The following is a 26,798-nucleotide window of genomic DNA, read 5'->3' on the forward strand; positions in this document are numbered from 1 at the left end:
TGGCTATCATGAAGACGACTCAGCGCACCTGCCCCTCCGCCCATCGCCTGCTGCTGGCGATGTTGCTGGCCAGCCTGCTGCCGGTCCTGCTGCCGGCGCAGGCAGTGCGGGCACAGCAGACGATGGCGCCCGCCGCGACGGTGGCGCCTGCCACGCCCACCCAAGCAGAAGCCGCCAACACGCCGGCCAACCCCAACCCCAACCCCCCGACTGCCTCCGGGATCGAATGCGATACCGCGCAGTGCCGCTCCGCCGACGGCATCGTCATGCGTATCCGCACACGCGGCGAGCGCCAACCCCGGACCGACGGCACTACCGATGCCTCGTCCGCACAGGCCTTGCAGGCCGACCGCCGCGTCAGCGTGCTGTCGGAGCAGCCCGGCAAGGCGGTCGCGGTCGGCAAGTGGAGCGTGCAGCTCGGCAATGGCGGCGTGATCTGGGCGACCGAAGATCCCACGCTGGGCCTGCCGGAATTCAATATCACCGCGCCCAGCCTGTTGCCGTTCGACGGCACGCGTGTGACCCGGCCCGTGCGCTTCCACGCCTATAGCAACTACTCTGCCTTCATCGAACGCGCCGAGATCCTGATCTACCGCGCCAGCGACGTCGACCTGGTCTCACCGGTCGCGGCGGTGCCTCTGCCGGTCGCGGCGGTCGTCGACACCGAATGGGATGGCGCATTGCCCACGGGGCTGGTCGCACGCACCGGCGACGAGCTGATCTACATCGTGCGCGCGCACGGTGCCGACGGCAGCGTCGACGAGACCTACCCGCGCCGCATGCAACTGGTGAAGCCGGAAGAAGCCGAACGTGGCCGGCAACTGCTGCGCGATGCCACCGAGCGCCGCTACGGCACCGCGATGGGCGTCGACCAGGCCGAAAGCCAGCGCCTGCTCGACAGTGTGTTCGGCGAGAACAGCCTGCGCCAGCAGAACATCGCGATCTACGGCTCGCGCATCCGCATCCAGGGCCGCAACATCCCCGCCAACACCTCGGTGACGATCAACGGCCGCAACCATCCGGTCGACCTGGAGCGCAAGCTGCTGGCCGAATACCTCGTGCCGGTCGGTCGCCATCGTTTCGAGTTGCGGCTCAGCGGCGAGGAAGACCCGCCGATCGTGCAGACACTGGATATCGACGTCAGCGGCCGCTATGCCTTCGCGGTCGCGATCGCCGATGTCACCCTGTCCGGCAACAGCGCATCCGGTTCGATCCAGCCGCTGGCCGGCGACGACCGCTACGACGACAGCTTCCTCGTCGAAGGCCGGCTGGCGTTCTACCTGAAGGGCAAGATCCAGGGCAAGTACCTGGTCACCGCGCAGGCCGATACCCAGGAACGCGAAATCAGCCAGCTGTTCAGCGGATTCTGGAACGCCGATCCGCAGGACATCTTCCGCCGTCTCGATCCTGATGCCTATTACCCGGTCTACGGCGACGACTCGACGACCTGGCGCGACGTCGATACCCAGGGCCGCCTCTACGTCCGCGTCGACTGGGACAAGAGCCAGGCCCTGTGGGGCAACTTCAACACCGGTATCACCGGTACCGAGTACGCGCAGTACACGCGCGCGTTGTATGGCGCTGGCCTGAACTGGCGCTCGCGCCGCGCCACCGTCTTTGGCGAAGCCGGCAGCGAGCTGCGCGCGTTCGCGTCGGAAGCGCAGACCGCGCCCGGGCACAGCGAATTCCTCGGCACCGGCGGCAGCCTGTACTACCTCAAGCACACCGACATCCTGCCCGGCTCCGACCGCGTGGTGCTGGAAGTGCGCGATACCACGACTGGCCGCGTCGAGAACCGCGTCGAGCTGATGCAGGGCGCCGACTACGAACTCGATGCGTTCCAGGGCCGCATCCTGCTGACGCGCCCGCTGGCGACCGTGGTCCGCGAGCACGTGCCGTCGCTGACCACCGACACCCCGCTCGACGGCTTCGCACAGGTGTTGCTGGTCGACTACGAATACATTCCCAGTGGCTTCAGCGCCGACGAGATCGCCGCGGGCTTCCGTGGCAAGCACTGGTTCGGCGACCACGTCGGCGTCGGCGCGACCTGGATCGAAGAGAACCGCGCCGGCGACAACTATTCCGTGCAGGGCGCGGACCTGACCCTGCAGGCCGGGCGCGGCACCTATCTCAAGCTCGAACACACCCGCACCGAAGCCACCAGCGCGCCGATCTTCTATTCCGACAACGGCGGCCTGAGCTTCAGCGAGATCAACTCCGGCATCGGTGCGCGCGAAGGCGAAGCCAGCGCGGTGGAAGCGCGCATCAACTTCAAGGAACTGGGCTGGACCCGGCTCGACTGGTCGGCGGGCGGCTGGTGGCGGCGCGTCGATGCCGGCTTCTCGGTCTCGCGCTTCGACCTGGGGCAAGACATCGAAGAGCATGGTGTCGAAGTGCTGGGCCAGTTCTCGCCGGCCCTGAACCTGTATGCCCGCTACAGCCGCGCCGAACGCGGCGGCGAGGCACTGGCGCAGTCGCAGCTGACCGCCGAATGGCGCATCAACGACCGCGCCACGCTGGGCGGAGAGATCCGCCGTGTCGACGAGGAACGTTCGACCGGAGATGTGTCCGGCACGCTCGGCGCGCTGCAGTACAAGCATCGCTTCGGCAGCGCGCTGGACGTGACCGGCACCGCACAGGTCACGCTGGACGACGACGACGGCCGCTACATCAGCAACGATGCCTTCCGGCTTGGCGCCAAGTACCAGTTCGGCGACCTGTCGACGATCGGTGCCGATGTCAGCACCGGGGATCGCGGGGACTCCGCGCAGGTCAACGCCGAGTACAGGCTGACGCCGGAGCACGCGCTGTATGGCGCCTACACGTTCTCGACCGACCGCAGCGACTACGACCCGCTGTTCAACCGCAACCTCAACACCGGCTGGACGCTCGGCCAGCGCTGGCGCTTGTCGAACCAGGTCAACCTGTTCAACGAGAGCCAGTACCTGAAGGCCCCCAATGAATCGGGCCTGGCGCATACCTTCGGCATGGACTTCTTCCCCGGCGTCGGCTGGAACCTCGGCTTCACGCTGCAGGACGCGCAGCTCGACCGCGGCACCGGCAGCGTCGACCGGCGCGCGATCAGCCTCAACGGCGGCCGCACCTCGGAAGCCACGCAGTGGCAGAGCAAGCTGGAATGGCGCGAGGACAGCGGCCTGGAGCAGCGCGAACAATGGGTGACCACGCACCGGCTGATGCACAAGATCAACGAGAGCCTGCGCGTGGCCGCGCGCGTGAACTATTCCAGGACCGACGACGCACTCAATCCGCAGGCCGGTGCGAAGTTCATCGAGAGCAACCTCGGCTTCGCCCTGCGGCCGTGGAACACCACGCGCTACGCGCTGCTGGGCAAGCACACCTATCTGTACGACGTGTCATCGCTGGAACAGACCGGCACCAACGTCGCCTACTACGACCAGCGCAGCCAGGTCCTGTCGCTGGAGGGCATCTGGGCGCCCGACGGCCGCTGGGAGTTCGCCGGCAAGCTGATGCGCCGCGAAGGCGAGGTGCGCATGGGCCGGCTGCAGGGCGAGTGGGCCGATTCGGCGGCGACCTTCATCGCCGCGCAGGTGCGCCGGGAGTTCGCCGGCCAGTGGCATGCGCTGGCCGAGTACCGCCGGCTCAGCGTCCGGCAGGGCGGAGACCGCCAGGGCGCCCTGATCGGCATCGACCGCGACATCGGGCGCAACTTCCGCGTCGGCGTCGGCTACAACTTCACCGACTTCAGCGACGACCTGACCAACTTCGACTACGACCACAAGGGCTGGTACCTGAACCTTGTGGGGACCTACTGACCGCGCCAGGGAAACGCGCGCGCACCTGCGCCCGCTCAGCCGGCCTTGCGCAGGTTGTCGAGCATCGTGTCGACCAGTGAGCCCAGGTCGTGCTGCGGCGTCCAGCCCCAGTCGCGACGCGCGACGCTGTCGTCGATCGAGCGCGGCCAGCTGGCGGCGATCTGCTGGCGGAAGTCGGGCGCATAGTCGATCGTGAAGCCCGGCACGCGCTGGCGGATCTGCTCGGCAATCTGCGCCGGCGTGAAGCTGATGCCGGCCAGGTTGTAACTGCCGCGCTCGCCGATTGACGCTGCCGGCGCTTCCATCAATTCCAGGGTCGCGCGCAGCGCATCGTCCATGTACATCATCGGCAGCGCCTGGTCGGCTTCCAGGAAGCAGGTGTAGCGGCCATCGCGCAAGGCCGAATGGAAGATGTCGACCGCGTAGTCGGTGGTGCCGCCGCCGGGTGGTGTCTTCCAGCTGATCAGTCCCGGATAGCGCAGGCTGCGCACATCGACGCCATGGTTGGCGTGGTACCAGCGGCACCAGCCTTCGCCGGCGAGCTTGGAGATGCCGTAGACCGTCGTGGGTTCCATGACCGTCCGCTGCGGGGTGTCGTCCTGCGGCGTCGACGGGCCGAACGCGGCGATCGAACTCGGCCAGAACACGCGGTCGAGCTTGCGCTCGCGCGCCAGCTCCAGCACGTTCAGCAGACCCATCATGTTCAGGTCCCAGGCCCACATCGGCTTGGTCTCGCCGGTCGCCGACAACGCGGCGGCGAGCTGGTAGATCTGGGTGATGCCATGGCGGGCCACCACGTCGGCCAGCGCCGCCGCATCGGTGACGTCGAGCTTCTCGTGCGCCAGCCCGGGCACGCGGCCCTCCGGCGCGATGTCGCTGGTGACGACGGCAGCGTTGCCATGGCGCTCGGCCAGCGCGGCGGCCAGTTCGGTGCCGATCTGGCCGTTGGCGCCGACGATCAGGATGCGCGGTGTTTTTGTGGCGGCGCTCATGCCAGCAGCCCCAGTTCGCGGCCGGCCTGGGTGAACGCGGCGACCGCCTGTTCCAGGTGGTGGCGGTCGTGGATCGCGCTCATCTGCACGCGGATGCGCGCCTGGCCGCGCGGTACCACCGGGAAGAAGAAGCCGACCACATAGATGCCGAGCTCCAGCAGGCGCGCGGCGAGCTGCTGCGCCTTGACCGCATCGAAGACCATGATCGGCACGATCGGATGCGTGCCCGGCTTGATCTCGAAACCGGCCTCGGTGATCGCCTTGCGGAAGTAACGCGTGTTGTCCTCGAGCTTGTCGCGCAGCGCGGTCGAGGATTCCAGCAGGTCGAGCACTGCGATCGAGGCACCGACGATGCTCGGCGCGACGGTGTTGGAGAACAGGTACGGCCGCGAGCGCTGGCGCAACAGCTCGATGACCTCGCGCTTGCCGCTGGTGAAGCCGCCCGACGCGCCACCGAGCGCCTTGCCCAGCGTGCCGGTGATGATGTCGACCTTGCCGTAGATGCCGCAATGCTCATGGGTGCCGCGGCCGGTCTTGCCGAGGAAGCCGCTGGCATGGCATTCGTCGATGCCCAGCAGCGCGTCGTGCTCGTCGCAGATCGCACGGATCCTGTCGAGCTGGGCGATCGTGCCGTCCATCGAGAACGCGCCGTCGGTGAACACCAGCTTGAAGCGCGCGCCATCGGCCTTGGCCTGCACCAGGCAGCGCGCCAGGTCTTCCATGTCGTTGTGCTTGTAGCGGTAGCGCTTGGCCTTGCACAGGCGGATGCCGTCGATGATCGAGGCATGGTTCAGCTCATCGCTGATGACCGCGTCCTGCTCGCCCAGCAACGGCTCGAACAGGCCGCCGTTGGCATCGAACGCGGCCGCGTAGAGGATCGTGTCCTCGGTGCCGAGGAAGCGGGCCAGCCGCGCTTCGAGCGTCTTGTGCAGGTCCTGGGTGCCGCAGATGAAGCGCACCGAGCTCAGTCCGTAGCCGTGCGTGCGCAAGGCCTCGTGCGCGGCCTCGATGACCTGCGGGTGCGACGACAGGCCCAGGTAGTTGTTCGCGCACAGGTTGATGACCTCGCGGCCCTCGGTGGTGCGCACGGTCGCGCCCTGCGGCGTGGTGATGATGCGCTCGGCCTTGTACAGGCCGGCGTCGCGGATGGCCTGCAGTTCGGTCTGCAGATGCTGCTGGAACGCGATGCTCATGGTGACCCCGGCGGATTTGTGGCAGGCTGCATGCGTGCGTTAAATCGAACGCAATTCGATATATTGGACACCAAATCCGTCATGATGAACAGTGCAGCCACCCCCTCCAGCCCCGAGCCGCCCCGCGTGGGCACGGCCTTGCAGGCGCTCCGGCAGGCCCGCGGACTGTCGCTGGACGAGCTGTCGCGCAAGGCCGGGGTGTCCAAGTCGATGCTGTCCCAGGTCGAGCGCAACCAGGCCAACCCCACCGTGGCCCTCGTCTGGCGGCTGGCCAACGCCATGGGCGTGCCGATGTCCGAGCTGCTCGAAGGCGGTCGTGTCAGCACCCCGTCGATCTCGCTGCTGAGCGCCCATGCCACTCCGTCGCTGAAGAGCCCCGACGGCAAATGCGAGTTGCGCATCCTCGGCTCGCTGGAGCTGGCCGGGCAGTTCGAGTGGTACGAGCTGACGATCCAGCCCGGCGGCGTTCTTGAATCGCAGCCGCACGAGCCCGGCTCGCGCGAGCACCTGAGCGTGCTGACCGGCGCGATGGACGTCGTCGTCGCCGGCGAGAGCAGCCGCGTCCGCCATGGCGAAAGCGCGCGCTACGCCGTCGACGTCGTGCATGCGATCCGCAATGCCGGCAAGTCGGTCGCGACCGCCGTGCTGGTGGTGACGCACAGCTTCTGACCGGCGTTGTGCCGGCTCGTCGCGCTTTTTCAGGTTCGGTCGATGCGACCTGGCCTGCCGAAACCCCGGGCAGGGTTGCGTGAGGTGTCAGGTCGACGGATCCGCTGTCGCAGCCTGTGCCGGAACCAGGCTGGAATGCGTGGCCGCAATCTTCCATCGGCCGTTGTCCTCGAGGGCCACCAGTGTGGTCGCCAGCACGCTGTTGAAGACCTGCCCTTTCGCAGTCTGACCGCGCCATACGCTGCGGCCGGTCATCAGCGCCACGGTGCCATGCACACGCACCACGGCATCATCCGCAGCAAACGAGGCAGACGCGAACGTGGTCGCGGTCGCCGGTGGGTCCTGGTACTCGGCGATGAACTGCGCCCGGGTGCTGGTGGTGCCGTCCGGAGACACGTCGACGAAGTCATCGGCAAGCAGGCGCTCCAGCGTGGCGACGTCCCTGTCGACAATGGCGCCGACCAGTGCGTTGGCGAGTGCGAGGACCGCCCGCTCAGGCGCCGCTGGATCGCTGGATCGTGGCGCCGTCGCCTGGGCCATTGCCGTGAGCGGAGACAGCGAGGATGCAACCATCAGCAAGGCGACAAGTATTCCCTTCCGCATGACTCGCTCTCCGTATGGATCGAAATGATCCGTCCATGTTCAAGCAACAACGCGCATTGCCAGCCGGGCAGGTCACCAGATCGACACCATCCGGTCGGCCAGCCACAGCCAGGCGCGGGTCCTGCTGCCGATGAAGTCCATCGCATGCGCGGCCAGGAACAGCAGCATGACCGGCAGGTAAGGGCTGCTGGTCACCGGCTGGTGCCACCGGATCTTCGCGTACAGCAGGAAGCCGGCCAGCGTTGCATAGATCAGCACCACGACCGTCAGGATGCCCGGAAGCCCGCCGACGACATGCAGGCCCAGCCTGGCCAGTCCGGGCGTCGCGGCCGCCAGCGCGGCGCCGACCATGAAGGCCACATGCTGATGCAGGTTGCGGCGCGCCCGCAATGCCAGCGCATAGAACAGCACGAACAGCGTCAGCGCGGTGAACGACTGTGCAAGCAGCGACAGCACCGTGTCCCGCGGCATCGCGACGATGGCTTTCGTGTAGAAGTGCTTCATCACCTGCAGTGCGGTGAACAGGAACAGGGCGACCAGCACGACCGAGGCCTTGCCCAGCCATCGATGCAGGGCGAGCCGGTTGGTCCGGATCAGGAACGGCTGCACGACCATCAGCGCGAACCAGGCCACCGCGACCAGCGCGTGCCCATGGATCACGGCCGGAATCGTCTCGAAGCGGGCGAGGCTGCTGAAGTAACCGAAGAAGGGCGTGCCGGCCACCGGCGGGGTGAAGCCGGCAATGACGAGGACGAGCAGCAGCAGGAAGAAGAAACCGAGGTTCCGGTACGGCCGCTGCATCATCAACCCCTTGTGGTGGAATGAGACGGTGGATCCCCGGTGGGGGAGGCAAGCGCCCCGTCCCGGTCGGCGGACGGACAGCCTCGCTCCCGTCGGCCCCATCGACGACCGCTTTGTCGATTACGTGGTAACCGCCGCAATCTGGCCAGTTCGAGGCGTGGCATCGAGCGCTCGAAGCAGCCGGATGCCGTCCGCACGCTGTCTCGGCACCAGCGGCTGCGGGTCTGCCCAAGGCTGGAAGCGGTCGTCAGCTCCGCCTGTATCCAGTCCTCTGGGGCGGCGCTTCGTTCCGCGGCCGCCGTTGCGCGAGCGTCTGCGACGGGGAGCGCCGGATGGCGGGTGCTTGAAGCGGCCCGTGCGCGCTCGTCCATGCGGCATGCCGTATCACCCGGATCGCGCGCCATCGCTACGTTCGGGTTCTTGTTGCTGCGGTCTGGGGCGCGCGCGCGCCTCGTACGGGTCGCCAAGGACGGGTTGCGCGAAAGCGTCGTAAGTTATTGACGCAATGGGAAGATGGCGCGCCTGGAGGGATTCGAACCCCCGACCAATGGCTTCGGAAGCCACTACTCTATCCGGCTGAGCTACAGGCGCGTGGTGTTGCTGCGCGCTCGGCCGGGCGTCGCGGAGCGATCGGGGCGGAGCGGCCGGCTATTGTCCACGATCGCCACGAGGGATGCGAGTGCGTGCGACTTGGGGCTCGGCAAAGCCTGCTAGGCTTTCCCGATGAGTCATGGTTACGAACGTTTTGCGGCGCCCATCGTGCCGCGCTGGCGCGAGCGCCTGGGGCAGTACTGGAAGCTGGCGCGGGGCGATCGGCCGATCGGCTGGCTGCTGCTGCTGTGGCCGACCTGGTGGGGGCTGTGGATCGCGGCCGACGGCACGCCGCCGTTGTGGACGCTGTTCGTGTTCAGTGCCGGTGTCTGGCTGACCCGTTCGGCGGGCTGCGTCATCAACGACTATGCCGACCGCTGGCTCGATCCGCTGGTCGAACGGACCAAGGACCGCCCGCTGGCGACCGGTGCGGTGCGCGGACGCGAGGCGCTGCTGGTGTTCGCGGTGCTGATGCTGCTGGCGTTCGCGCTGGTGCTGACGATGAACCGGCTGACGATCCTGATGAGCTTCGTCGGCGTGCTGCTGGCGGCCAGCTATCCCTACCTCAAGCGGCATACCTACCTGCCGCAGGTCTACCTGGGCATGGCGTTCGGCTGGGGCATCCCGATGGGCTTCGCGGCGATCCAGGGCGAGGTGCCGCCGGTCGCGTGGGTGCTGTACGTGGCCAACATCTTCTGGGCCACCGGTTACGACACCTGGTACGCGATGGTCGACCGCGAGGACGATCTCCGCGCGGGTTCCAAGTCCACGGCGATCCTGTTCGGCGACCTCGACCTGGTGGCCCAGGCCGTGCTGTACGCGCTGACCTTCGTCGCGCTGCTGCTGGCCGGGCGCGCCGCCGGCCTGGGCGCGGTCTACTGGACCGGCCTGGCCGTGGCCGCAGGCCTGGTGGTCTGGGAGTTCGTCATCGCCCGCCACCGCGATCGCGCGGCGTGCTTCCGGGCCTTCCTGCACAACCACTGGGTGGGCATGGCGATCTTCGCCGGCATCGCCGCGGACTACGTGCTGCGCTGATCGACGCCCGGTCGACGCCCGCCCCTGCCTGTCCTCTTCCGCGCATGCCCGTCGCCCGCCGGCATGGCGCCCGCCGACGGGCCAGATCGGCTGAATGCATCCCCGAACTGTGACTGCGGGCAGAGTCGGAAGGGGTGGGTTGTCGAAGAATACATCAGGAGGTCCACGCCATCCCGCGCGGACCTACCAGGTCGGGGGGCCTGTCATGGAGAACGGGGCAGCTGGATCGGCGGGGACGACGTTTCGGGGTGGATGGCAGGGGTGGCACCTGTGGCAGGCGGCCTGGCTGGCCCTGCTGCTGATGCTTGCGGCGGTGCAGGGCACCGCAAGCGCGCAGGCCTGCCAGACCGGTGCCTGTGTCAACGCGGGGCCGCGCTTGGCCTCGGTCAGCAGCCAGCAGGGACCCCTGCTGAACCTGCTGCTGCGGGCCCTGTTGCCTGGCAGCACCGTCAATCTGTCGGTCGCCGACTGGAACGCCCTGGCGGCCTCGGACATCAATCTCAACCTGTTGCTGCTGCAGCTGCGCAACGAGCTCGGCGCCAGCAGCACCCAGCAGGTGCTCGCGTCCAATGTGACGCTGGGCCAGCTGCGCGCGGCGATGGTGCAGGTCGCGCAAGCCGACGGCAACACCGCGCTGGTCAATGCGCTCAACGTGCTCAACGTGCCGCTGGGCCCGCTGACGGGAACGATCCGGCTCGGTGAGCTGTTGCGGATCGACCTGCCCGACGGTTCGCTGGCCGGCGTCAACCTGGACGTGCTCGACCTGCTGACCGGCTCGGTCCAGCTGTACAACTATCGCAACGTGCTGACCACGCCGACGCCGATCGTCGTCGACACCGCCGCCCTGGGCCTGACCGGCGTGACCCGGGTGGAACTGTGGGCGCAGGTCGTCGAGCCTCCGGTGCAGGTCTGCGGGCCGACCGGCTCGCAGTTCCACACCGCCGCGATCCGCATCAAGCTCGACCTGGGCCTGCTGAACCGCTTGCCGGTGCAGCCGCTGCTCAATGCGCTGAACGGGCTGACGCTGGGCCTGAGCAACATCCAGCTGTCGGCCGGCGTGTTGAACGTCGAGGTCTACGCCGACGTCGCGCGTGCGCAAGGCACGATCACCGGACTCAACCTGGTCAACCAGGCCGTCAACCTGCAAGTGCAGCCGGGCGTCGTCGACCTGTACATCGGTCGCATCAGCGATGCGGTGTTCTTCAATCGCACCCAGGTACTGACGCCGGCGATCGTGCAGCCGATGCCCGCGACCACGCTGGCCCTGACGGCGGACCTGGCGCTGGCCGGGTTCTCGTTGATCAAGCTCGAGGTCGACCTGTCGGTGCGGCTGCGTGCCAGTGCCCAGGGGCAGCCGCTGGCGCAGCCCGTCAACATGCTGCCGGCCTATCCACGCACGGTCACGCTCGCCTGCGGCACGGTCTGCGTCGGCAACCTGGTCACGTCATTGCTTGGGGCGCTGGAGGTCAGCCTGGTCACCCAGCGGGTCCAGGGCCTGATCCTGGGCCTGATCCCGGTCGACCTGTCGGTGCTGACCAACGTGGTCAACGGCATCATCAACGCGCTGCTGGGCGTGCTGGCCGATGTCGTCAGGCCGGTGCTGTCGCCAGTGCTGTCGCTCGTGCTCGGCAACCTGGTCGACCCGGTGCTGGGCCTGCTGGGCGTCCGCGTCGGCGAGGCCGTGGTCACCGTCGAAGGCTTCCTCTCATACTGCCAGACGCTGCTGCGCCTGCTGCTGGACGTGGCACCGCCGACGCATCCCGGACGTTTCGACATGAGCATCGCGCGCGCCGGGCAGGTGCTCGCCTCGCTGCCCACGGCCGCCAGCGGCGGGCAGATCGAGGTCGTCGACGCCATCCATGGCGACACCTACGACCTGGCCGCGGTGGCCGCCACCGGGACCGTGGCCGCGCACTTCGTGCCGAGCTGGCGTTGCAGCGACCAGAACAACGTCGAGTACGCGCAGGGCGCCGGCGACCAGTTCAACCTGGTCGTGCCGACCGGGACGACGTCGGCGTTGACGGTGACCTGCGTAGTCACGCAGCGACAGCGACTGGCCAACCTGGCGATCAGCAAGAGCAACAACACCACGGCGGTCAGTCCGGGCGGCACCTCGAACTACGTCATCACCATCGCCAATCCGGGGCCGGATGCCGTGGTGGGCGCGGTGCTGACCGACAACCTGCCGCCCGGGGTCACGCTGCGGGCACCGTGGACCTGTTCGGCCAGTGCCGGCAGTACCTGCGCGCAGGCCAGCGGCGGCACGATCGGGGCGCAGGAACTGATCAGCGTGCAGTTGAACGTGGCGGTTGGTGGCCAGGTCCTGGTGACGGTCCCGGTCAACTACAGCAGCAATCCCGACGACTTCGATTGACGCTGCCGACTCCGATGATGTCGCGCCGCCGGGAGGGCGCGGCGGCCGTTGTATGACGCGGCGGCGCGCGTCCGCGGCCGATGCTCACGGCACGCGTGCGCAGACCCAGGCGTCGACGCGGGCGACGCCGGCCCGCCGCAGCGTGCGGGCGGCGGCGTGCAGGGTGGCGCCGGTGGTCATGACGTCGTCGACCAGCGCGACATGCGCCGGCAGGCGATTGCGACCGACGACGAAGGCATCGCGCAGGTTGCGGCGGCGGGCCGCAGCGTCCAGTCGCGACTGCGGCAGGGTCGGGCGCTGGCGACGCAGCGCGTCGGACAGGGTCGGCAGTGCCAGCGCGGCTGCCAGCGGTCGCGCCAGTTCCAGCGCCTGGTCGTAGCCCCGGCTGCGCAGCCGCGTACGGTGCAGTGGCACGGCGATCAGGGCGTCGGGTCGCGGCGCCGCGGCCAGCGCCTGGTGCATCGCGGTGGCGAACAGGTGGCCGGCAGCGAGGTCGTGATGGAACTTGAACCGCGGCAGCAGGCGGTCGACCGGAAAGGCATAGACGAAGGCCGCGTGCACCTCGGTCAGCGGTGGCGGATGCTGCAGGCAGTCGCCGCAGGCCTGGCCCGCCGATCCGGCCGGCAGCGGCACCGCGCAGCGGGCGCAGGCATGCCGGTTCCACGGCAGCAGGTCCATGCAGGTCCGGCACAACGCCGCACCGCTGCTGCCGGCCTCGCCACAGGCCAGGCAACGCGGCGGGCACAGCCAGCGACCGGCGCGTCGCCACCAGCGGTCAACTTTTCCGGACGGTCTTTGGTTGACAGGAACCGACATGCTTTCCAGACTGCCGCATCCGGCCCGAGCGGCCTGTCGGAAAAGCCCCATGTCTGTTGTCAGCCCAGCCCGCGATCTGTCGTCACGCGATCCGCAAGCCACGCCCCCGCACGCGTTCATGGACGCCGCACTGGCCGCGATCCCGCGCCACGACTGGAGCCGCAGCGAGATCGAAGCGCTGTTCGACCTGCCGTTCCCCGAGCTGCTGCACCGTGCCGGCATCGTGCATCGCACGCGTTTCGATCCCGCCGAAGTCCAGGTCAGCACGCTGCTGTCGGTCAAGACCGGCGGCTGCCCCGAGGATTGCGCGTACTGCCCGCAGGCACAGCGCTACCACACCGGCGTCGATGCGACCAAGCTGATGAGCACCGAAGCGGTCGTCGAGAAGGCGCGGCAGGCCAAGGCGGCCGGCGCCTCGCGCTTCTGCATGGGCGCGGCCTGGCGTTCGCCGAAGGATCGCGACATCCCCAAGGTCGCCGCCATGATCCAGGAAGTGAAGGCGCTGGGCCTGGAGACCTGCGCGACGCTGGGCATGCTCAGCGGCACCCAGGCCACGGCACTGAAGGCTGCCGGGCTGGACTACTACAACCACAACATCGATACCGATCCCGAGTTCTACGACTCGATCATCCACACCCGCGAGATCCAGGATCGCCTGGACACGCTCGAGCACGTCCGCGACGCCGGCATGAAGACCTGCTGCGGCGGCATCGTCGGCATGGGCGAGACGCGTCGCCAGCGCGCCGGCTTCCTGCGCACGCTGGCCACGCTGCCCGCGCATCCCGACTCGGTACCGATCAACCGGCTGGTGCAGGTCGAAGGCACGCCGCTGCACGGGACGCAGGCGCTGGATCCGTTCGAGTTCGTGCGCACGATTGCGGTGGCGCGGATCCTGATGCCGCATTCGATGGTGCGGCTGTCGGCCGGTCGCGAGGAGATGAGCGACGAGCTGCAGGCGCTGTGCTTCATGGCCGGCGCCAATTCGATCTTCTACGGCGAGAAGCTGCTGACCACCGGCAATCCCGATACCGAGCGCGACATGGCGCTGTTCTCGCGCCTGGGCCTGCGTCCGATGCAGGTCACCGTCGATGCCGGCGACCACGACCATCCGGGCACAGTGCATGCCGACATCGTCGACACCGGCTGCGCCGACCACGGTTGCGCCTGCGCGGCATGACCTCGCGGGCCGCGCATCGTGCCGCAGCGAAGGTGGCCGCGTGAGCGGTGACCGCCAGCCGCGTCGCATCGATCTGCTGGCGCGGGTCGCCGCGCAGCGCGCGCTGCGCGAACAGCGCGCGCAGATCCGCACGCGGCGCGCGGTCAGTCATCGCGACGGCGTGCGCTGCGAGATCGGCGGGCGCTGGCTGCTGAACTTCAGCGGCAACGACTATCTCGGCCTGTCGCAACAGTTCTCGGTCATCGACGCCATGCAGGATGCCGCCGGACGCCAGGGCGTCGGCAGCGGCGCGTCGCATCTGGTCAGCGGCCACCACGCCCTGCACGAGGCGCTTGAGCACGAGATCGCCGACTGGCTGCAGGTTCCCGCTGCGCTGCTGTTCGGCAGCGGCTACCTCGCCAACCTCGCGGTGATGCAGGCGCTGCTCGACGACGACGACGTCTGCGTGCAGGACCGCCTCAACCACGCCAGCCTGATCGATGCCGCGCGCCTGTCCGGCTGCCGGCTGCGGCGTTATCCGCATGCCGATGCCGAAGGCGCCTTGCGGCAGCTGCGTGCGGCACCCGAAGGCGCGGCGATGCTGGCCACCGATGGCGTCTTCAGCATGGACGGCGATGTCGCGCCGTTGCGCGAACTGGCGATCATCGCCAAGGTCCAGCGCGCGTTGCTGTATGTCGACGATGCCCATGGTGTCGGCGTCGTCGGCCCCCAGGGACGCGGCGTCGTCGCCGAGGCCAACCTCGACGTCTCGGCGGTGCCGCTGCAACTGGTGACGCTGGGCAAGGCACTGGGCGGCTACGGCGCGATCGTCGCCGGCCATGCCGACCTGGTCCGCCATCTGGCCGAGACCGCGCGTCCCTACATCTACACCACGGCGTCGCCACCGGCGGTCGCTGCGGCTACGCTGGCGGCGGTGCGCCTGGCACGCCGCGAGCATTGGCGTCGCGATCGTTTGCAGCAGCTGATCCAGCGCTTCCGCGAACGCGCGCTGCACCAGGGACTGGAACTGATGCCCTCGGAGACGCCCATCCAGCCGGTGCTGTGCCGCGGCAACCAGCGCGCGTTGACGATCGCGCAGTCGATGGAACAGGCCGGTTACTGGATCACCGCGATCCGTCCACCGACCGTGCCCGAAGGCACCGCGCGGCTGCGCATCGCGTTGTCGGCGATGCATTCCGAACAACAGGTCGATGCGCTGGTGGACGCCCTGGCGTCGGCCGCCGAACACGCCGACCGCAATGGCGGACACGCGCCGAGCGGCCGGCAGGCCGGGCTGACCGAGGACGCGCACAGCCCATGAACGACGCCGGATCGGCCCGCCGGCGCGCATTGCTGGCGGTGGGTATCGCCTTGCTGTCGGCGCTGTTCTTCACGATGACCTACGTGCTGAACCGGATCGCCGCGACCGGCGGCGGGCACTGGGCGTGGACGGCCTCGCTGCGCTACCTGATCACGCTGCCGCTGCTGTTGCCGCTGATGCCCTGGCAGGGCGGTATCGCGCCGGTCTGGCGGGCGATGCGCGCGCATCCCTGGGCTTGGTTGCGCTACAGCGCGATCGGCTTCGTGCTGTTCTACGCATTGTTGTCGTATGCCGCGGCGAGCGGACCCTCGTGGCTGGTCGCCGGCAGTTTCCAGTTCACCGTGATCGCCGGCATGTTGTGCGCGCCGCTGCTGTATCGCGATGCACGCGCGCGCATCCCGCGCGCAGGCGTCCTGGTGGCGGTCGTCATCATCGCCGGCGTGTTGCTGATGCAATTCGGCCATTCCAGTGGCGGGCTCGACCTTGCGGCCTGGCTGGCACTGGCCTGCGTGCTCGGTTCGGCGGTGGCCTATCCGATCGGCAATCGGCTGTTGCTGCTGCACCTGGAGCAGACCGGCGAATCCTTGAACGCGACCCAGCGCGTGTTCGGCATGACGCTGGCGAGCCAGCCGCTGTGGTGGCTGCTGGCCGCCATCGCATGGCAGGTCGCGGGGCCGCCATCGACATCGCAGGTCGTGCTGGCCGCGGGCGTCGCGCTGTCGGCCGGCGTGGTCGCGACGATCCTGTTCTTCCAGGCGACCGGCATGGTGCGCGACAACCCGGTCGCGCTCGGCGCCACCGAGGCGATGCAGGCGGCGGAACTGTTGTTCGCGACGCTGATCGGCGTCTGGTGGCTGAAGGAGGCTTGGCCGCACGGCCCGGCCCTGGCGGGCGCTGGACTGGTGATGCTGGGCATCGTCGCCTTCGCGTGGCTCGTCGCGCGACCTGCCGCGGGCAGCACCCGCAAGACCCGCGAACTGCGCAGCGATCGCGGCGCATGACATCGAGCAAGGAGTGACCGGCATGGCCGGCTTGGAAGACACACTGCATATCGACATCACCGGCCAGGGCCCGCCGATGGTGTTGCTGCATGGATGGGCGATGCATGCCGGCGTGTTCTCGCCGCTGGTCGAACATCTGCGCGCCGCGCACACGCTGTACCTGGTGGATCTGCCGGGGCATGGCAACAGCCACGACAGCACGCTGCCGCTGGCGCTGGAACCGGTCGTCGCGCACCTGGCCGACGTGCTGCCGCCGGCGGTCTGGCTGGGCTGGTCGCTGGGCGGCCTGTTCGCGCTGCAGGCGGCCGCCACGCGCCCCCGCCACGTGCAAGGCCTGGTGATGCTGTGCGCCAATCCGCGCTTCGTGCGCGGCGAGGACTGGACCCATGGCATGTCTCCGGAGATCTTCCGGGGTTTCGCGCGCGGCCTGCGCGAGGACTATCGCGAAACGCTGGACCGCTTCGTCGCGCTGGAGGCCTTCGGTTCCGACGACGCCCGTGGCGAGATGCGGACGCTGCGCAATGAACTTTTCTCGCGCGGCGAACCTGCCGCGCATGTGCTGGCCGATGGCCTGGAACTGCTGGAGACCGTCGACCTGCGCGAGGCGACGCCCACGCTGCCGATGCCGAGCCTGTGGATCTCCGGTCGTCGCGACCGCCTGGTCGATCCGCGCGCGATGCGCGCCGCGGCGGCGCTGTCGCCACGGGCCAGTGCCGCCACGCTGGAGCATGCCGGGCACGCGCCGTTCCTGACCCATGCCGAGGCCCTGGCCGAACGGCTGCTGGCGTTCTCCGCATCGCTGCCTGCAGCGGGGACGCCGGCATGAGCCCGGCGCAGGTCGACCCGCCGCTGTTCGATCGCCGCCAAGTGCGCCGCGCGTTCTCGCGCGCATCGTCCAGTTATGCCGCTGCCGCCGCCTTGCAGCATGAGGTCGAGGACTGGTTGTTCGCATCGCTGGATTACCTGGACGATCGCAAGCCCGAGGTCGTGCTCGATCTGGGCAGCGGTCCGGCGACGGCCGCCGAGCGCATGCGCAAGCGCTGGCCCAAGGCGCAGGTGATCGCCATGGACCTGTCGTTGGCGATGCTGCAGCAATCGCGCCCGCGCGGCGGCTGGAGCCTGCGCGAGACGCTGTCGCGGCAACGCGCGCTGGATCACGTCAATGCCGACGCGCGCGCGCTGCCGCTGGCCGACAACAGCGTCGACGTGCTGTTCTCGAACCTGTGCCTGCAGTGGATCGAAGACCTGCCGGGTGTGTTCGTCGGTTTCCGTCGCGTGCTCAAGCCCGGCGGGATGCTGCTGTGCTCCACCTTCGGTCCGGCCACGCTGCATGAAATGCACAATGCCTTCGCCGAGGTCGATGCGGTGCCGCACGTCAGCCCGTTCGCCGGCATCAGCGACTTCGGCGATGCGCTGATGCGCGCCGGCTTCCGCGATCCCGTGCTCGACCGCGACGTGCTGGTGCGCGGCTATCCCGACATGCAGGCCCTGATGCACGAACTGCGCGCGATCGGCGCTACCAATGCGCTGGACCAGCGCCGTCGCGGCCTGACCGGGCGTGCGCGCTTCGCAGCGGCGGCAGGCCATTACGAGCGCGAGCGCCGGGGCGACGGACAACTGCCCGCGAGCTGGGAGATCATCACCGCGATGGCCTGGGCGCCGGAGCCCGGCGCACCGATCCGCGACCAGGGCGCGGAGATCGCCAGCTTCCCGGCGAACGCGATCCCGATCCGCAGGCGCCAGCGCGAGGGCTGAGAGCGATCGGCCGCGGCGGTGTATGCTGCGTCGCAACATTCCTGATGATCCGGGGCGGCGCCACCGTCCCGACACCCGCGTGCACGACTCGCTCCCTCCATCACAGCAGCCTTCTGCCGCAGGCCCTGTCGCGCCCGCGCCCGCGCCCGACGCGAGCACGCAGGCGGCGCTCTCCCTGGCACCTGCGCGCCACAGCCTGGTCGAAGACATCCAGGGCCTGGTGCTGGCGAGCATTGTCAGCGCATTGGGGATGTCGATCTTCGTCACCGGCGGTTTGATGGCCGGCGGCATGGCCGGCGTGTCGCTGCTGCTGCACTACCTGACCGGCTGGAGCTTCGGCGTGGTCTTCGTCGTCGCCAACCTGCCGTTCTACTGGCTGTCGCTGCGCAGGATGGGCTGGGAGTTCACGCTGAAGACCTTCCTCGCGGTCGGCGTGACCGGCACCGTCGCCGATCTGGTGCCGCGTCTGGCGCGCTATGAATTCATCACCCCGCTGTACGCCGCGGTGTTCGGCGGCGCGCTGCTGGGCATGGGCGTGCTGTCGTTCATCCGCCATCGTGCCAGCCTCGGCGGCGTCGGCATCATGGTCGTGTGGCTGCAGCAGTCGCGCGGCTGGAGCGCGGGCAAGTTGCAGATGGGGTTCGACGCCGTGGTGATGCTGGCCGCGCTGTCGGTATTGCCGCCGTCGCGGGTGCTGTATTCCGCACTGGGCGTGTGCATGCTGAATCTGGTGCTGATGTTCAACCACCGCCCGGGCAGGTACATGGGCGTGTGAACGGGGGCTGCGTCGGGACGTACCTGTGCATGGATGCGATGCCGCGACACGATGGGGTTCATCGAGGGCTGTCTAGACTCGGCGCTGTCCTCCTGCCGTCCCGGTGTGCCGATGTCGTTGCCGAACCGAACATCCCGTTGCTCCAAGCGCCTGCTGCTGGCGGTCATGATGGCCGTGCCGGTCTCGCTGGCGACGATCGTCCCGGCTACGGCGCAGTCGCAGCGCGTCGACCTGTCCGCGATCGACCTGTCGAAGCTCGATCTGTCCGGTGTTGATCTTTCCGGGATCGATCTTTCAGGAGTCGATCTTTCGGGAATCGATACGTCCAGGCTCGATCCTTCGATGCTCGACCCGTCGCAGGTCGTGCCGGTCGCCAACGACCTGCTGATGCGTGCGCCCGATCGCGATGTCGACGTGTTGCTGGACGCCGTGCACACCGCCTCGCAGTCCGAGCGCGACGCAGCGCAACTGTGCAGCCTGTTCGAATCCGATGCCGATCGCAGCCCCGCCGGACTGCAGCGCGTCGCCGCGAACCTCGGCGAGGATAGCCGCCAGCGCTTCGTCAACGCATTGACCGGGATTGCGATGGCCGGGCTGCAGGGACAGCGCCAGGCCTACGATCCCGACCTCGGCCTGCAGACGCTGAAGTCCGCCGGCATCAAGGCGATGCTGCTCAACGAGAACTTTGCCGCCGGCATGGCGGCCGATGGCAACGACGCGGCCAGCCGCAACGCGCGCTGCCAGTCGGCACGCTGGCTGCTGGATGCCCTGCGCGGCTTCGAACTCCCGCAACGCGCCGCCGCCACCCGCTACCTGCTCAGCCAGGGCCTCAGCCAGTACAGCAACACCCTCGAATGACGCAGGGCGCGCGATAAGGGTGCAACCACGTTGCATCGGGCCTCGGCCCGCCTGTCTTGTGGCATCAGGTTCCGGCGGATCGAGACCCGCCCCACGCGATCCAGCGGTGGGAGCTCAGCGCACCTGCGCCAGCCAGTCTTCGAGGTTGTAGTAGTTGCTGACGCGTGCGATGCGGCCGTCGCGCAGGTCGAAGAATGCGCCGCCGGGCAGCACGTAGGTCTGGCCATGGGCCGCGGGCAAACCCGCATCGGCGACCAGGTAGCGGCCATGCACGACGTATTCGGCCGCGGCGCGCGTGCCATCGGCCGACGCGATCACGACGATGTCGCGCAGCTGTTCGACATAGCTGCGGTCCATGCGTTGCAGGAACGCGGTGAACGCGTCGCGTCCGGTCTCGCGCGGGCCCTGATTGAGGTCATGGACCACATCGTCGCTGAGCCGCGCCAGCATGCCGGCCCAGTCGGCGCGGTTGAAGGCGTCGTAGTACGCCTGGATCAGGGCGATCGCGTTGGCCTGAGCGGTCGGAACGGTTGCGGTCATGGCGTATCGGATAGTGGGGGGGAGTATCGAACCACTATGCCATCAACGGCGATCGCTGAACAGGTCGCGGTGGAAGAAGTAGACCTCCTTGGCGAGGAATTCCCAGCGCGTCCTGAAGCTGCGGAAGCGCGTCGTCGGCGTCGACGAGGCCAGCGCATCGATGCCCAGTTCGCGCGACAGCCGCAGCGCGCGCGCCATGTGCAGCGGGTCGCTGACCAGGATCACCTTGCCCAGCTCATGGTCCTGCAGCAGGCGGCGCGCTTCGAGCAGGTTCTGGTAGGTCGTCTGCGAGCGCGACTCGATCAGGATGTCGCTGTCGGGGACGCCCCGGCGCAGCGCGTAACGCCGCGCGACCTGCGATTCGGCGAACCGCGCGCGGCTGCCGCCGTAGCCCCCGGTGAAGATCAGCGTGCCGGCGTAACCTCGGCGATACAGGTCCAGGCCGTGTTCGATGCGCGCCTTGAACACCGGCGATGGCGCGGCGTCATAGGCGGCTGCGCCGAGCACCACGATGGCGTCGGCCGGTGCGGCCTGGTCGTTGTCGCCGACCCAGACGATCCACGCGGCCACGCCGCCCAGCCAGGCGATCGCGACCAGCATCAGCCTGGCGACCCATCCGAGGAACCGGCGCCACCGCGAGCGCGATCGTTTGACGCGCACGGTCATGGCCAGGCATCCAGGTCGACGTTGCCGCCCGACAGGATCACGCCGACGCGCATGCCGGCGAAGCGCGATACATCCTGCAGCACCGCGGCCAGCGCGATCGCCGACGACGGCTCGACCATCAGCTTGGTCCGCTGCATCAACAGCTTCTGCGCCGCCAGCGTGCGTGCGTCATCGACGACGATGACCTCGGCACCATGGTCGCGCAGAATCTCGAAATTGATCGCGCCGAGCAGGCCACGCAGGCCATCGCAGACGGTCGACGGCGCCGACCCGGCGACGCGTTCGCCGCGTTGCAGCGACAGGAACGTATCGTCCGCACCGCTGGGCTCGGCCAGCACGAGCCGCGTGGTTGGCGACAGCCCTGCCAGCGTGATCGCCGCGCCCGCGGCAAGGCCGCCGCCGCCCACCGGGACTACCAGGACATCCAGCGGCGGGCATGCGCCCAGCAGCTCCAGCGTCGCCGTGCCCTGGCCGGCGATCACGCGCGCGTCAGCATAGGGATGCACGATTTCGGCGCCGGTCGCCTGCGCCAGCGCGTGGCAGGCGGCTTCGCGCGCCGCGATCGTCGGGGCGCAGGTGTGCAGTTCGGCGCCATAGGCCTGGATCGCCGCCAGCTTGCTGCGTACCGCGTTCTCGGGCACCACGACATGGCAGGCGATGCCACGTGAGCGCGCCGCCAGCGCTAGCGCGGCGCCATGGTTGCCCGATGAATGCGTTACCACGCCGCGGGCGGCTTCCGCATCGGTCAGCGACCACACCGCATTGCAGGCGCCGCGGAACTTGAACGCGCCGCCGCGCTGCAGCGGCTCGGCCTTGAAGTGCAGCGTGCATCCGGCCTCGGCATCGATGCTGCGCGCGCCGATGACTGGCGTGATGCTGGCATGCGGTGCGATGCGCGCGGCGGCGGACAGGACGTCGGCCAACAGGGGCGGACGTCGCTGCGCAGGACGCTTGGACGGTTCGGGCGTGACCGGTCCGGAGGTGGCCCGCGCTTCCGGGATGACGTGTTCAGACATGTCGAGAGACTAGCCCAAGCCACGCGCATCCGTGATGCGACAGGCGGTGGGACGCCGGCACGATTAAGCACGGATTCAATGCACTGGGCGGATGCTGGGGGCGCATCGACAGGCAATCCGTCTGCCGTTGTTGCCAGCAACAGGGGGTAGTCCAATGATCCGCAAATTGCTCACCGCCGCCGCCGCAGCCCTCGCGCTGTCGGGCTGCGTCAGTGATTACCAGTACCGTGGTGGCAGCGGCGACTACTACTACGGCAGCCCGACCTATTCCACCTACTCCGGTTACGGCGCGCCCTACGGCAGCGTCGGCTACGGCTATCCCGGCGGTGTCTACGGCAGCTTCGGCTATGGCGGTTACTCGCGTTACCCCTACGGCTACCCGGGTTACGGCTATGGCGGCTACGGGTATGGCCCCGGCTACGGCTATGGCTATCCCCCGTACTACCGCCCGTATCGCCCGCGCCCGCCGCGTCCGCCGCGCCCCGAGTATCCGCAGCCGCCGGTGCACACCGGTCCGGTGACCGGCGGCAACCTGCCGGCCAGGCCGTACCGGCCGCCGGGCCCGTCGTCGCAGCCGGGCCGTCCGCCGCAGATGGTCGGCGGCGAGGGCAGGCCGATGCGTCCGCCGATGGGTCGCCCGCAGCAGGCCGGCGAAGGCTATCGTCGGCCGATGCCGCAGCGTCCGATGGACGCCGGCCAGCGTCCGGCGATGCCGGTGCAGGCGCGTCCCGCACCGCCGCCGCAGTCGCGCCCGGCGCCGCCACAGCGCGCGAACTTGCGCGACGCCGCACGCTCGGTCCAGCAGCAGGAGCCGTAAGGCGCCTGCTGCGTCGTCTGCTAGGAACGGAGCGAGTGAAAGGCGGGTGGCCGTGTTCGACGGGGGCCAGCCCATGCCCGCCAGCGTGACCGGGCCGTGTCTGCCGGCGTGTCCGGCGATGCCCGCGAGGGCTGTCTTGCGGGACATCCAGTCGTCGCCGTCGCATGCCGCTTGTCGGAGGGCGGGGACAGAAGCCCCCCTGAGACTCCCATCGCCGCACAGTTTGTGGATAATGCACGCCCTGAGGTGACCGGTTGCGTCGCATTGCGACGTAACTGGTAGCATCCACCACTATGTCGACACCCGGCGGGGGATACCGGATCCCCCCTGTTCCGCTCTCGTCGGGCGTCGGCACCCATCCGCGTGTGTCTACCGGCACTGCCCGCAGCGCGGGCGCGATGCCCCCGGTGGAGCGATGGCCTGTTGGACCCCGATTCCAGGGCGCCGATCCATGGCCCCGTCCAGGGCCCGCCAGCCGCGACAGCGGACACACATGCAAAAAAGAGGGGCCGGATGTCCCCCGACATCCGGCCCCTGTGCTTCCCCGGGTTGTGCTTGGCCAGCCCTGTTCCAATTCCAGCCACGCCCCTGGACGTTCGCCGCACCGGGTGCGATAGAACTTAAAGCATGAAGCGTGCCATAAGGGCGCACGCATGGCAGCATGGCGCCCCGGCACTGCATGCCGGCCCCGTGGCGATCGCCGCATCGCCTCCCGCCCTGGATCTCCCGATGAACGACTCCTTCCATCGCTATGAAGTCATCGTCATTGGTGGCGGCCACGCCGGCACCGAGGCCGCGCTGGCGTCCGCGCGGTCCGGCGCGCGCACGCTGCTGCTGACCCACAACATCGAAACCGTGGGCGCCATGAGCTGCAATCCGGCCATCGGCGGCATCGGCAAGGGCCATCTGGTCCGCGAGATCGACGCGCTTGGTGGCGTCATGGCCAAGGCGGCCGATGCTGCCGGCATCCAGTGGCGACGCCTCAATGCCTCCAAGGGGCCAGCCGTGCGCGCGACCCGCTGCCAGGCCGATCGTGCGCTGTATCGCAGCCACATCCGTCGCGCGGTGGAATCGCAGGCCAACCTGACCGTGTTCCAGTCGGCCGTCGACGACCTGGTGATCCGGCCCGATGGCGGCGGGAGCGACCGCGTCTGCGGCGCGATCACCCAGACCGGGCTGCACTTCGACGCGCCGTCGGTGGTGCTGACGGCCGGGACTTTCCTGGCCGGCAAGATCCATGTTGGCGAAACCCAGTACGCCGCCGGCCGCGCCGGCGATCCCCCGGCCATCACACTGGCGGCGCGGTTGCGCGAGCGTCCGTTCGTCGTCGACCGCCTGAAGACCGGCACGCCGCCGCGCATCGACGGTCGCACGCTGGACTACTCGGTGATGGTCGAGCAGCCCGGCGACTCGCCGCGCCCGGTGTTCTCGTTCATGGGCAGCCAGGACGACCATCCTGCGCAGGTGTCGTGCTGGATCACCCACACCACCGAGCGCACGCACGAGATCATCCGCAACGCGCTGCATCGTTCGCCGCTGTACAGCGGCCAGATCGAGGGCATCGGTCCGCGCTACTGCCCGTCGATCGAAGACAAGGTCGTGCGTTTCGCCGAGAAGGCCAGTCACCAGATCTTCGTCGAACCCGAAGGCCTGGATGTCACCGAGATCTATCCCAACGGCATCTCGACCTCGCTGCCGTTCGACGTGCAGCTTGCGCTGGTGCGTTCGATCACCGGCTTCGAGCAGGCGCACATCACCCGCGCCGGCTATGCGATCGAATACGACTTCTTCGATCCGCGCGGACTCAAGACCTCGCTGGAGACCAAGGCCGTGGCCGGCCTGTTCTTCGCCGGACAGATCAACGGCACCACCGGTTACGAGGAAGCCGCAGCGCAGGGCTTGGTGGCCGGCCTCAATGCCGCACGCCACGCGCGTCAGCTGGAGGCGTGGTCGCCGCGTCGCGACCAGGCCTACATCGGCGTGCTGATCGACGACCTGATCACGCACGGCACCACCGAGCCCTACCGCATGTTCACCTCGCGCGCCGAGTACCGGCTGCAACTGCGCGAGGACAATGCCGACCTGCGGCTGACCACGATCGGGCGCGAGCTCGATCTGGTCGATGACGCGCGCTGGCAGGCGCTCGACCGCAAGCGCGAGGCCATCGAACGTGAGACCACGCGCCTTCGCGCGCTGTGGGCATCGCCCAATAACGCGGCTGGTCGCGAAGCCGTGCAGACGCTGGGCATCGAACTCAGTCGCGAGAACAGCGCGCTGGACCTGCTGCGCCGTCCCGAACTCGACTACGCCAGGCTGACCTCGCTGGCGTCGTTCGCGCCTGCCGTCGACGACCCGGCCGTGGCCGAACAGGTGGAGATCGAGACCAAGTACGCCGGCTACCTGCAGCGGCAGCGCGACGAGATCGCGCGCCAGCGGCGCAATGAAGACACCGGCATCGATTCGGCCTTCGACTACGCCGGAGTGCGCGGGCTATCGGCGGAAGTACGCCAGAAACTGGAACGCGTGCGACCGCAGACCATCGGCCAGGCCCAGCGCATCCCCGGCATGACCCCGGCGGCGATCTCGCTGCTGCTGGTGCACCTGGAGCGCGCGCGACGCAGCCGGGTGGCGTGAGGGTATCCCCGCACGCGGATGCAACGGCGGACGCCGGACAGAGGTCTAGTCGCATTGGCACAACGGTTTTGCGTAGCTTGCATACCGCGAGCCCGGGATCGTGCCCCGCAAGCGTGCGCCGGCAGCGAGGGGAGCCGGGTCTGGTCAAGCTGCTGAGGACTGCCCGGGTGATCGGTTGCGAGACAACCCGAACAACGGCCTCAGCCACGGTGAGCGCCGGATCAGGTACTCGTGGAGCAGGGCGCAGCCAGCGACCGTGATCGCCAGTACCAGCAAAGGCTCCCATACCGGTCCCAAGCCCAGCGGGATCAGCCAGTAGGCGGCCAGCACGATCAGACTCTGGTGCAGGATGTACCACGGGTAGACCGCTTCGGACGCATAGGCCAGCCGGGGCAACGGCCGGTTCAGTGCGTGAAAGCCCCAGGCCAGCAACGACAGCAGCGCAGTCCACCAGTACAACACGTGTGCGACATTGGAGATGGCTTTCCAGCCGGTATACGGAAGCAGGGCAGTGAAGCTCTCAGCCGGCACGATGCGACCCATCAGCCGCAACCCCATGTAGATTCCGGCGCCCAGGGCCGCCAGGCCGAGCAAGCGCCGGCGATGTTGCTGTAGCGCAGTCCACATCGTCGTACTGCCTGCCAGTAGCAGGCCGATCACGAAGATCGGGAAGTACTCGGCATGGTTGTACCAGTCGTCGACCAGCGCATGCGTGCTCGGGAAGCGCGGCTTCAGCCAGCACAGCGCGACCAGCATCCAAAGCGGGGGCAGCGCCCAGAGCAGCCATCGGCCATCCTTGGTCAACCAGTCTCGCACTGCTTCACCGCGCAGCGCACGCAGCATCGGCAACGCCACCAGTGCGATCAGGCTGTAGACCCACAGGTATGGCAGATACCACAGGTGGTTCCAGGTGAATCCGTACTCGGCACCGGTGAACGCACCCTGGGCCCATGGGCGGAACTGCAGGTAGCGCAGCAGGAACGCGCCGTAGCCCGGCTCGATGGTGCCGAGCATTCGTGCCTCACAGTAGGCCTGCACCGGTACGATCGCGACGATACCGAAGGCCAACGGCAGCAGCAGGCGCCAGGTGCGCCTGCCGGCGAGCCGCGTCGGCGATTGCCGCGCCAGCACGAAACCCAGCGCGATGCCCGAGATCAGGAACAACAGCGACATCCGCCAGCGGTTGACCAGCACCATCGGCCACTCGACCCAGGCCAGCAGGTCGGGACTCTTGATGTGGAAGCCCCAGTCGACCACGTAGACCATGCCGACGTGGTAGAGGATCAGTAGCGAGAATGCGATGACGCGCAGGGCGTCGATGTCGTGGCGACGTGACACGGCGACTTCCGGTCTGGAGGGTGCGCCAGCGTCACGCCTGGATCACGTGTTGT

At 68.6% G+C, this 26,798-nt stretch carries 22 protein-coding genes and 1 tRNA gene; 13 read left to right on the forward strand and 10 right to left on the reverse strand.

Annotated features, from left to right (window positions below):
• The first annotated feature begins 8 nt into the window (after positions 1-8).
• Positions 9-3,794, forward strand: coding sequence for a hypothetical protein (locus ACYX7E_RS03040; RefSeq protein ID WP_462079085.1), 3,786 nt, complete (start codon positions 9-11; stop codon positions 3,792-3,794).
• 35 nt (positions 3,795-3,829) lie between these two features.
• Here ACYX7E_RS03040 and ACYX7E_RS03045 read toward each other — a convergent pair whose 3' ends face one another.
• On the reverse strand, positions 3,830-4,786 hold the full coding sequence (locus ACYX7E_RS03045; protein WP_462079086.1) for an NAD-dependent epimerase/dehydratase family protein: 957 nt from the start codon (positions 4,784-4,786) through the stop codon (positions 3,830-3,832).
• Positions 4,783-5,979, reverse strand: coding sequence for a glycine C-acetyltransferase (kbl, locus tag ACYX7E_RS03050; RefSeq protein ID WP_462079087.1), 1,197 nt, complete (start codon positions 5,977-5,979; stop codon positions 4,783-4,785). Before kbl ends, ACYX7E_RS03045 begins: the two co-directional genes overlap by 4 nt.
• Positions 5,980-6,060: 81 nt before the next feature.
• Between kbl and ACYX7E_RS03055 the strand changes: the two genes are divergently transcribed.
• Positions 6,061-6,648 carry a helix-turn-helix domain-containing protein gene (locus ACYX7E_RS03055; RefSeq protein ID WP_462079088.1) on the forward strand — a complete coding sequence of 196 codons (588 nt, stop codon included), beginning with the start codon at positions 6,061-6,063 and terminating at the stop codon, positions 6,646-6,648.
• 87 nt (positions 6,649-6,735) lie between these two features.
• Here ACYX7E_RS03055 and ACYX7E_RS03060 read toward each other — a convergent pair whose 3' ends face one another.
• From ACYX7E_RS03060 to ACYX7E_RS03070, 3 genes are all read right to left on the reverse strand, one after another.
• Positions 6,736-7,251 carry a nuclear transport factor 2 family protein gene (locus ACYX7E_RS03060; RefSeq protein ID WP_462079089.1) on the reverse strand — a complete coding sequence of 172 codons (516 nt, stop codon included), beginning with the start codon at positions 7,249-7,251 and terminating at the stop codon, positions 6,736-6,738.
• Between the two features lie 72 nt (positions 7,252-7,323).
• The gene (locus tag ACYX7E_RS03065; protein ID WP_462079090.1) at positions 7,324-8,052 is read right to left on the reverse strand and encodes a hypothetical protein; all 729 of its coding nucleotides are present in this window, start codon (positions 8,050-8,052) and stop codon (positions 7,324-7,326) included.
• Between the two features lie 514 nt (positions 8,053-8,566).
• Positions 8,567-8,643: transfer RNA gene (locus ACYX7E_RS03070), tRNA-Arg, on the reverse strand.
• A gap of 132 nt (positions 8,644-8,775) precedes the next feature.
• Between ACYX7E_RS03070 and ubiA the strand changes: the two genes are divergently transcribed.
• Together ubiA and ACYX7E_RS03080 are read left to right on the forward strand one after the other, a co-directional pair.
• A complete protein-coding gene (ubiA, locus tag ACYX7E_RS03075) occupies positions 8,776-9,678 on the forward strand; it encodes a 4-hydroxybenzoate octaprenyltransferase (protein WP_462079091.1) in 903 nt (300 codons plus the stop codon).
• Between the two features lie 205 nt (positions 9,679-9,883).
• Entirely contained in the window at positions 9,884-12,052 is a 2,169-nt protein-coding gene (locus ACYX7E_RS03080; RefSeq protein ID WP_462079092.1) for a hypothetical protein, read from the forward strand.
• Between the two features lie 84 nt (positions 12,053-12,136).
• Here ACYX7E_RS03080 and ACYX7E_RS03085 read toward each other — a convergent pair whose 3' ends face one another.
• A complete protein-coding gene (locus ACYX7E_RS03085) occupies positions 12,137-12,868 on the reverse strand; it encodes a double zinc ribbon domain-containing protein (protein WP_462079093.1) in 732 nt (243 codons plus the stop codon).
• A 118-nt stretch (positions 12,869-12,986) separates the two neighbouring features.
• Between ACYX7E_RS03085 and bioB the strand changes: the two genes are divergently transcribed.
• The 7 genes from bioB (at position 12,987) to ACYX7E_RS03120 (ending at position 19,734) form a co-directional block, all read left to right on the forward strand.
• A complete protein-coding gene (gene bioB, locus ACYX7E_RS03090; RefSeq protein WP_462079461.1) occupies positions 12,987-14,045 on the forward strand; it encodes a biotin synthase BioB in 1,059 nt (352 codons plus the stop codon).
• Positions 13,957-15,345: an 8-amino-7-oxononanoate synthase gene (bioF, locus tag ACYX7E_RS03095; RefSeq protein WP_462079094.1), complete on the forward strand. Its 1,389-nt coding sequence runs from the start codon at positions 13,957-13,959 to the stop codon at positions 15,343-15,345. The genes bioB and bioF overlap by 89 nt, the downstream gene beginning before the upstream one ends.
• Positions 15,342-16,346 (forward strand): multidrug resistance efflux transporter family protein, encoded by a 1,005-nt coding sequence (locus ACYX7E_RS03100; RefSeq protein WP_462079095.1) that lies wholly within the window; start codon positions 15,342-15,344, stop codon positions 16,344-16,346. Before bioF ends, ACYX7E_RS03100 begins: the two co-directional genes overlap by 4 nt.
• A 43-nt stretch (positions 16,347-16,389) precedes the next feature.
• Positions 16,390-17,172 carry a pimeloyl-ACP methyl ester esterase BioH gene (gene bioH, locus ACYX7E_RS03105; protein WP_462079462.1) on the forward strand — a complete coding sequence of 261 codons (783 nt, stop codon included), beginning with the start codon at positions 16,390-16,392 and terminating at the stop codon, positions 17,170-17,172.
• Complete coding sequence (gene bioC / locus ACYX7E_RS03110; protein ID WP_462079096.1) at positions 17,169-18,101, forward strand: malonyl-ACP O-methyltransferase BioC; 933 nt, start codon at positions 17,169-17,171, stop codon at positions 18,099-18,101. The genes bioH and bioC overlap by 4 nt, the downstream gene beginning before the upstream one ends.
• A 79-nt stretch (positions 18,102-18,180) precedes the next feature.
• On the forward strand, positions 18,181-18,876 hold the full coding sequence (locus tag ACYX7E_RS03115) for a YitT family protein (protein WP_462079097.1): 696 nt from the start codon (positions 18,181-18,183) through the stop codon (positions 18,874-18,876).
• A gap of 111 nt (positions 18,877-18,987) precedes the next feature.
• Entirely contained in the window at positions 18,988-19,734 is a 747-nt protein-coding gene (locus ACYX7E_RS03120) for a pentapeptide repeat-containing protein (RefSeq protein ID WP_462079098.1), read from the forward strand.
• A 114-nt stretch (positions 19,735-19,848) separates the two neighbouring features.
• Here ACYX7E_RS03120 and ACYX7E_RS03125 read toward each other — a convergent pair whose 3' ends face one another.
• From ACYX7E_RS03125 to ACYX7E_RS03135, 3 genes are read right to left on the reverse strand one after another with little or no spacing between them, the layout of a single operon-like run.
• Positions 19,849-20,274, reverse strand: coding sequence for a ketosteroid isomerase-related protein (locus tag ACYX7E_RS03125; RefSeq protein WP_462079099.1), 426 nt, complete (start codon positions 20,272-20,274; stop codon positions 19,849-19,851).
• A gap of 42 nt (positions 20,275-20,316) precedes the next feature.
• Complete coding sequence (locus ACYX7E_RS03130) at positions 20,317-20,940, reverse strand: YdcF family protein (RefSeq protein WP_462079100.1); 624 nt, start codon at positions 20,938-20,940, stop codon at positions 20,317-20,319.
• Complete coding sequence (locus tag ACYX7E_RS03135) at positions 20,937-21,956, reverse strand: pyridoxal-phosphate dependent enzyme (RefSeq protein ID WP_462079101.1); 1,020 nt, start codon at positions 21,954-21,956, stop codon at positions 20,937-20,939. Before ACYX7E_RS03135 ends, ACYX7E_RS03130 begins: the two co-directional genes overlap by 4 nt.
• A 154-nt stretch (positions 21,957-22,110) precedes the next feature.
• On the opposite strand from ACYX7E_RS03135, the gene ACYX7E_RS03140 reads away from it, so the two are divergent.
• Complete coding sequence (locus ACYX7E_RS03140) at positions 22,111-22,773, forward strand: hypothetical protein (RefSeq protein WP_462079102.1); 663 nt, start codon at positions 22,111-22,113, stop codon at positions 22,771-22,773.
• A 729-nt stretch (positions 22,774-23,502) separates the two neighbouring features.
• The gene (gene mnmG / locus ACYX7E_RS03145; RefSeq protein WP_462079103.1) at positions 23,503-25,407 is read left to right on the forward strand and encodes a tRNA uridine-5-carboxymethylaminomethyl(34) synthesis enzyme MnmG; all 1,905 of its coding nucleotides are present in this window, start codon (positions 23,503-23,505) and stop codon (positions 25,405-25,407) included.
• 144 nt (positions 25,408-25,551) lie between these two features.
• On the opposite strand, the gene ACYX7E_RS03150 is transcribed toward mnmG, so the two are convergent.
• Complete coding sequence (locus tag ACYX7E_RS03150) at positions 25,552-26,745, reverse strand: acyltransferase family protein (protein WP_462079104.1); 1,194 nt, start codon at positions 26,743-26,745, stop codon at positions 25,552-25,554.
• Between the last annotated feature and the right edge of the window lie 53 nt (positions 26,746-26,798).

Source organism: Luteimonas sp. RIT-PG2_3 (assembly GCF_054902115.1).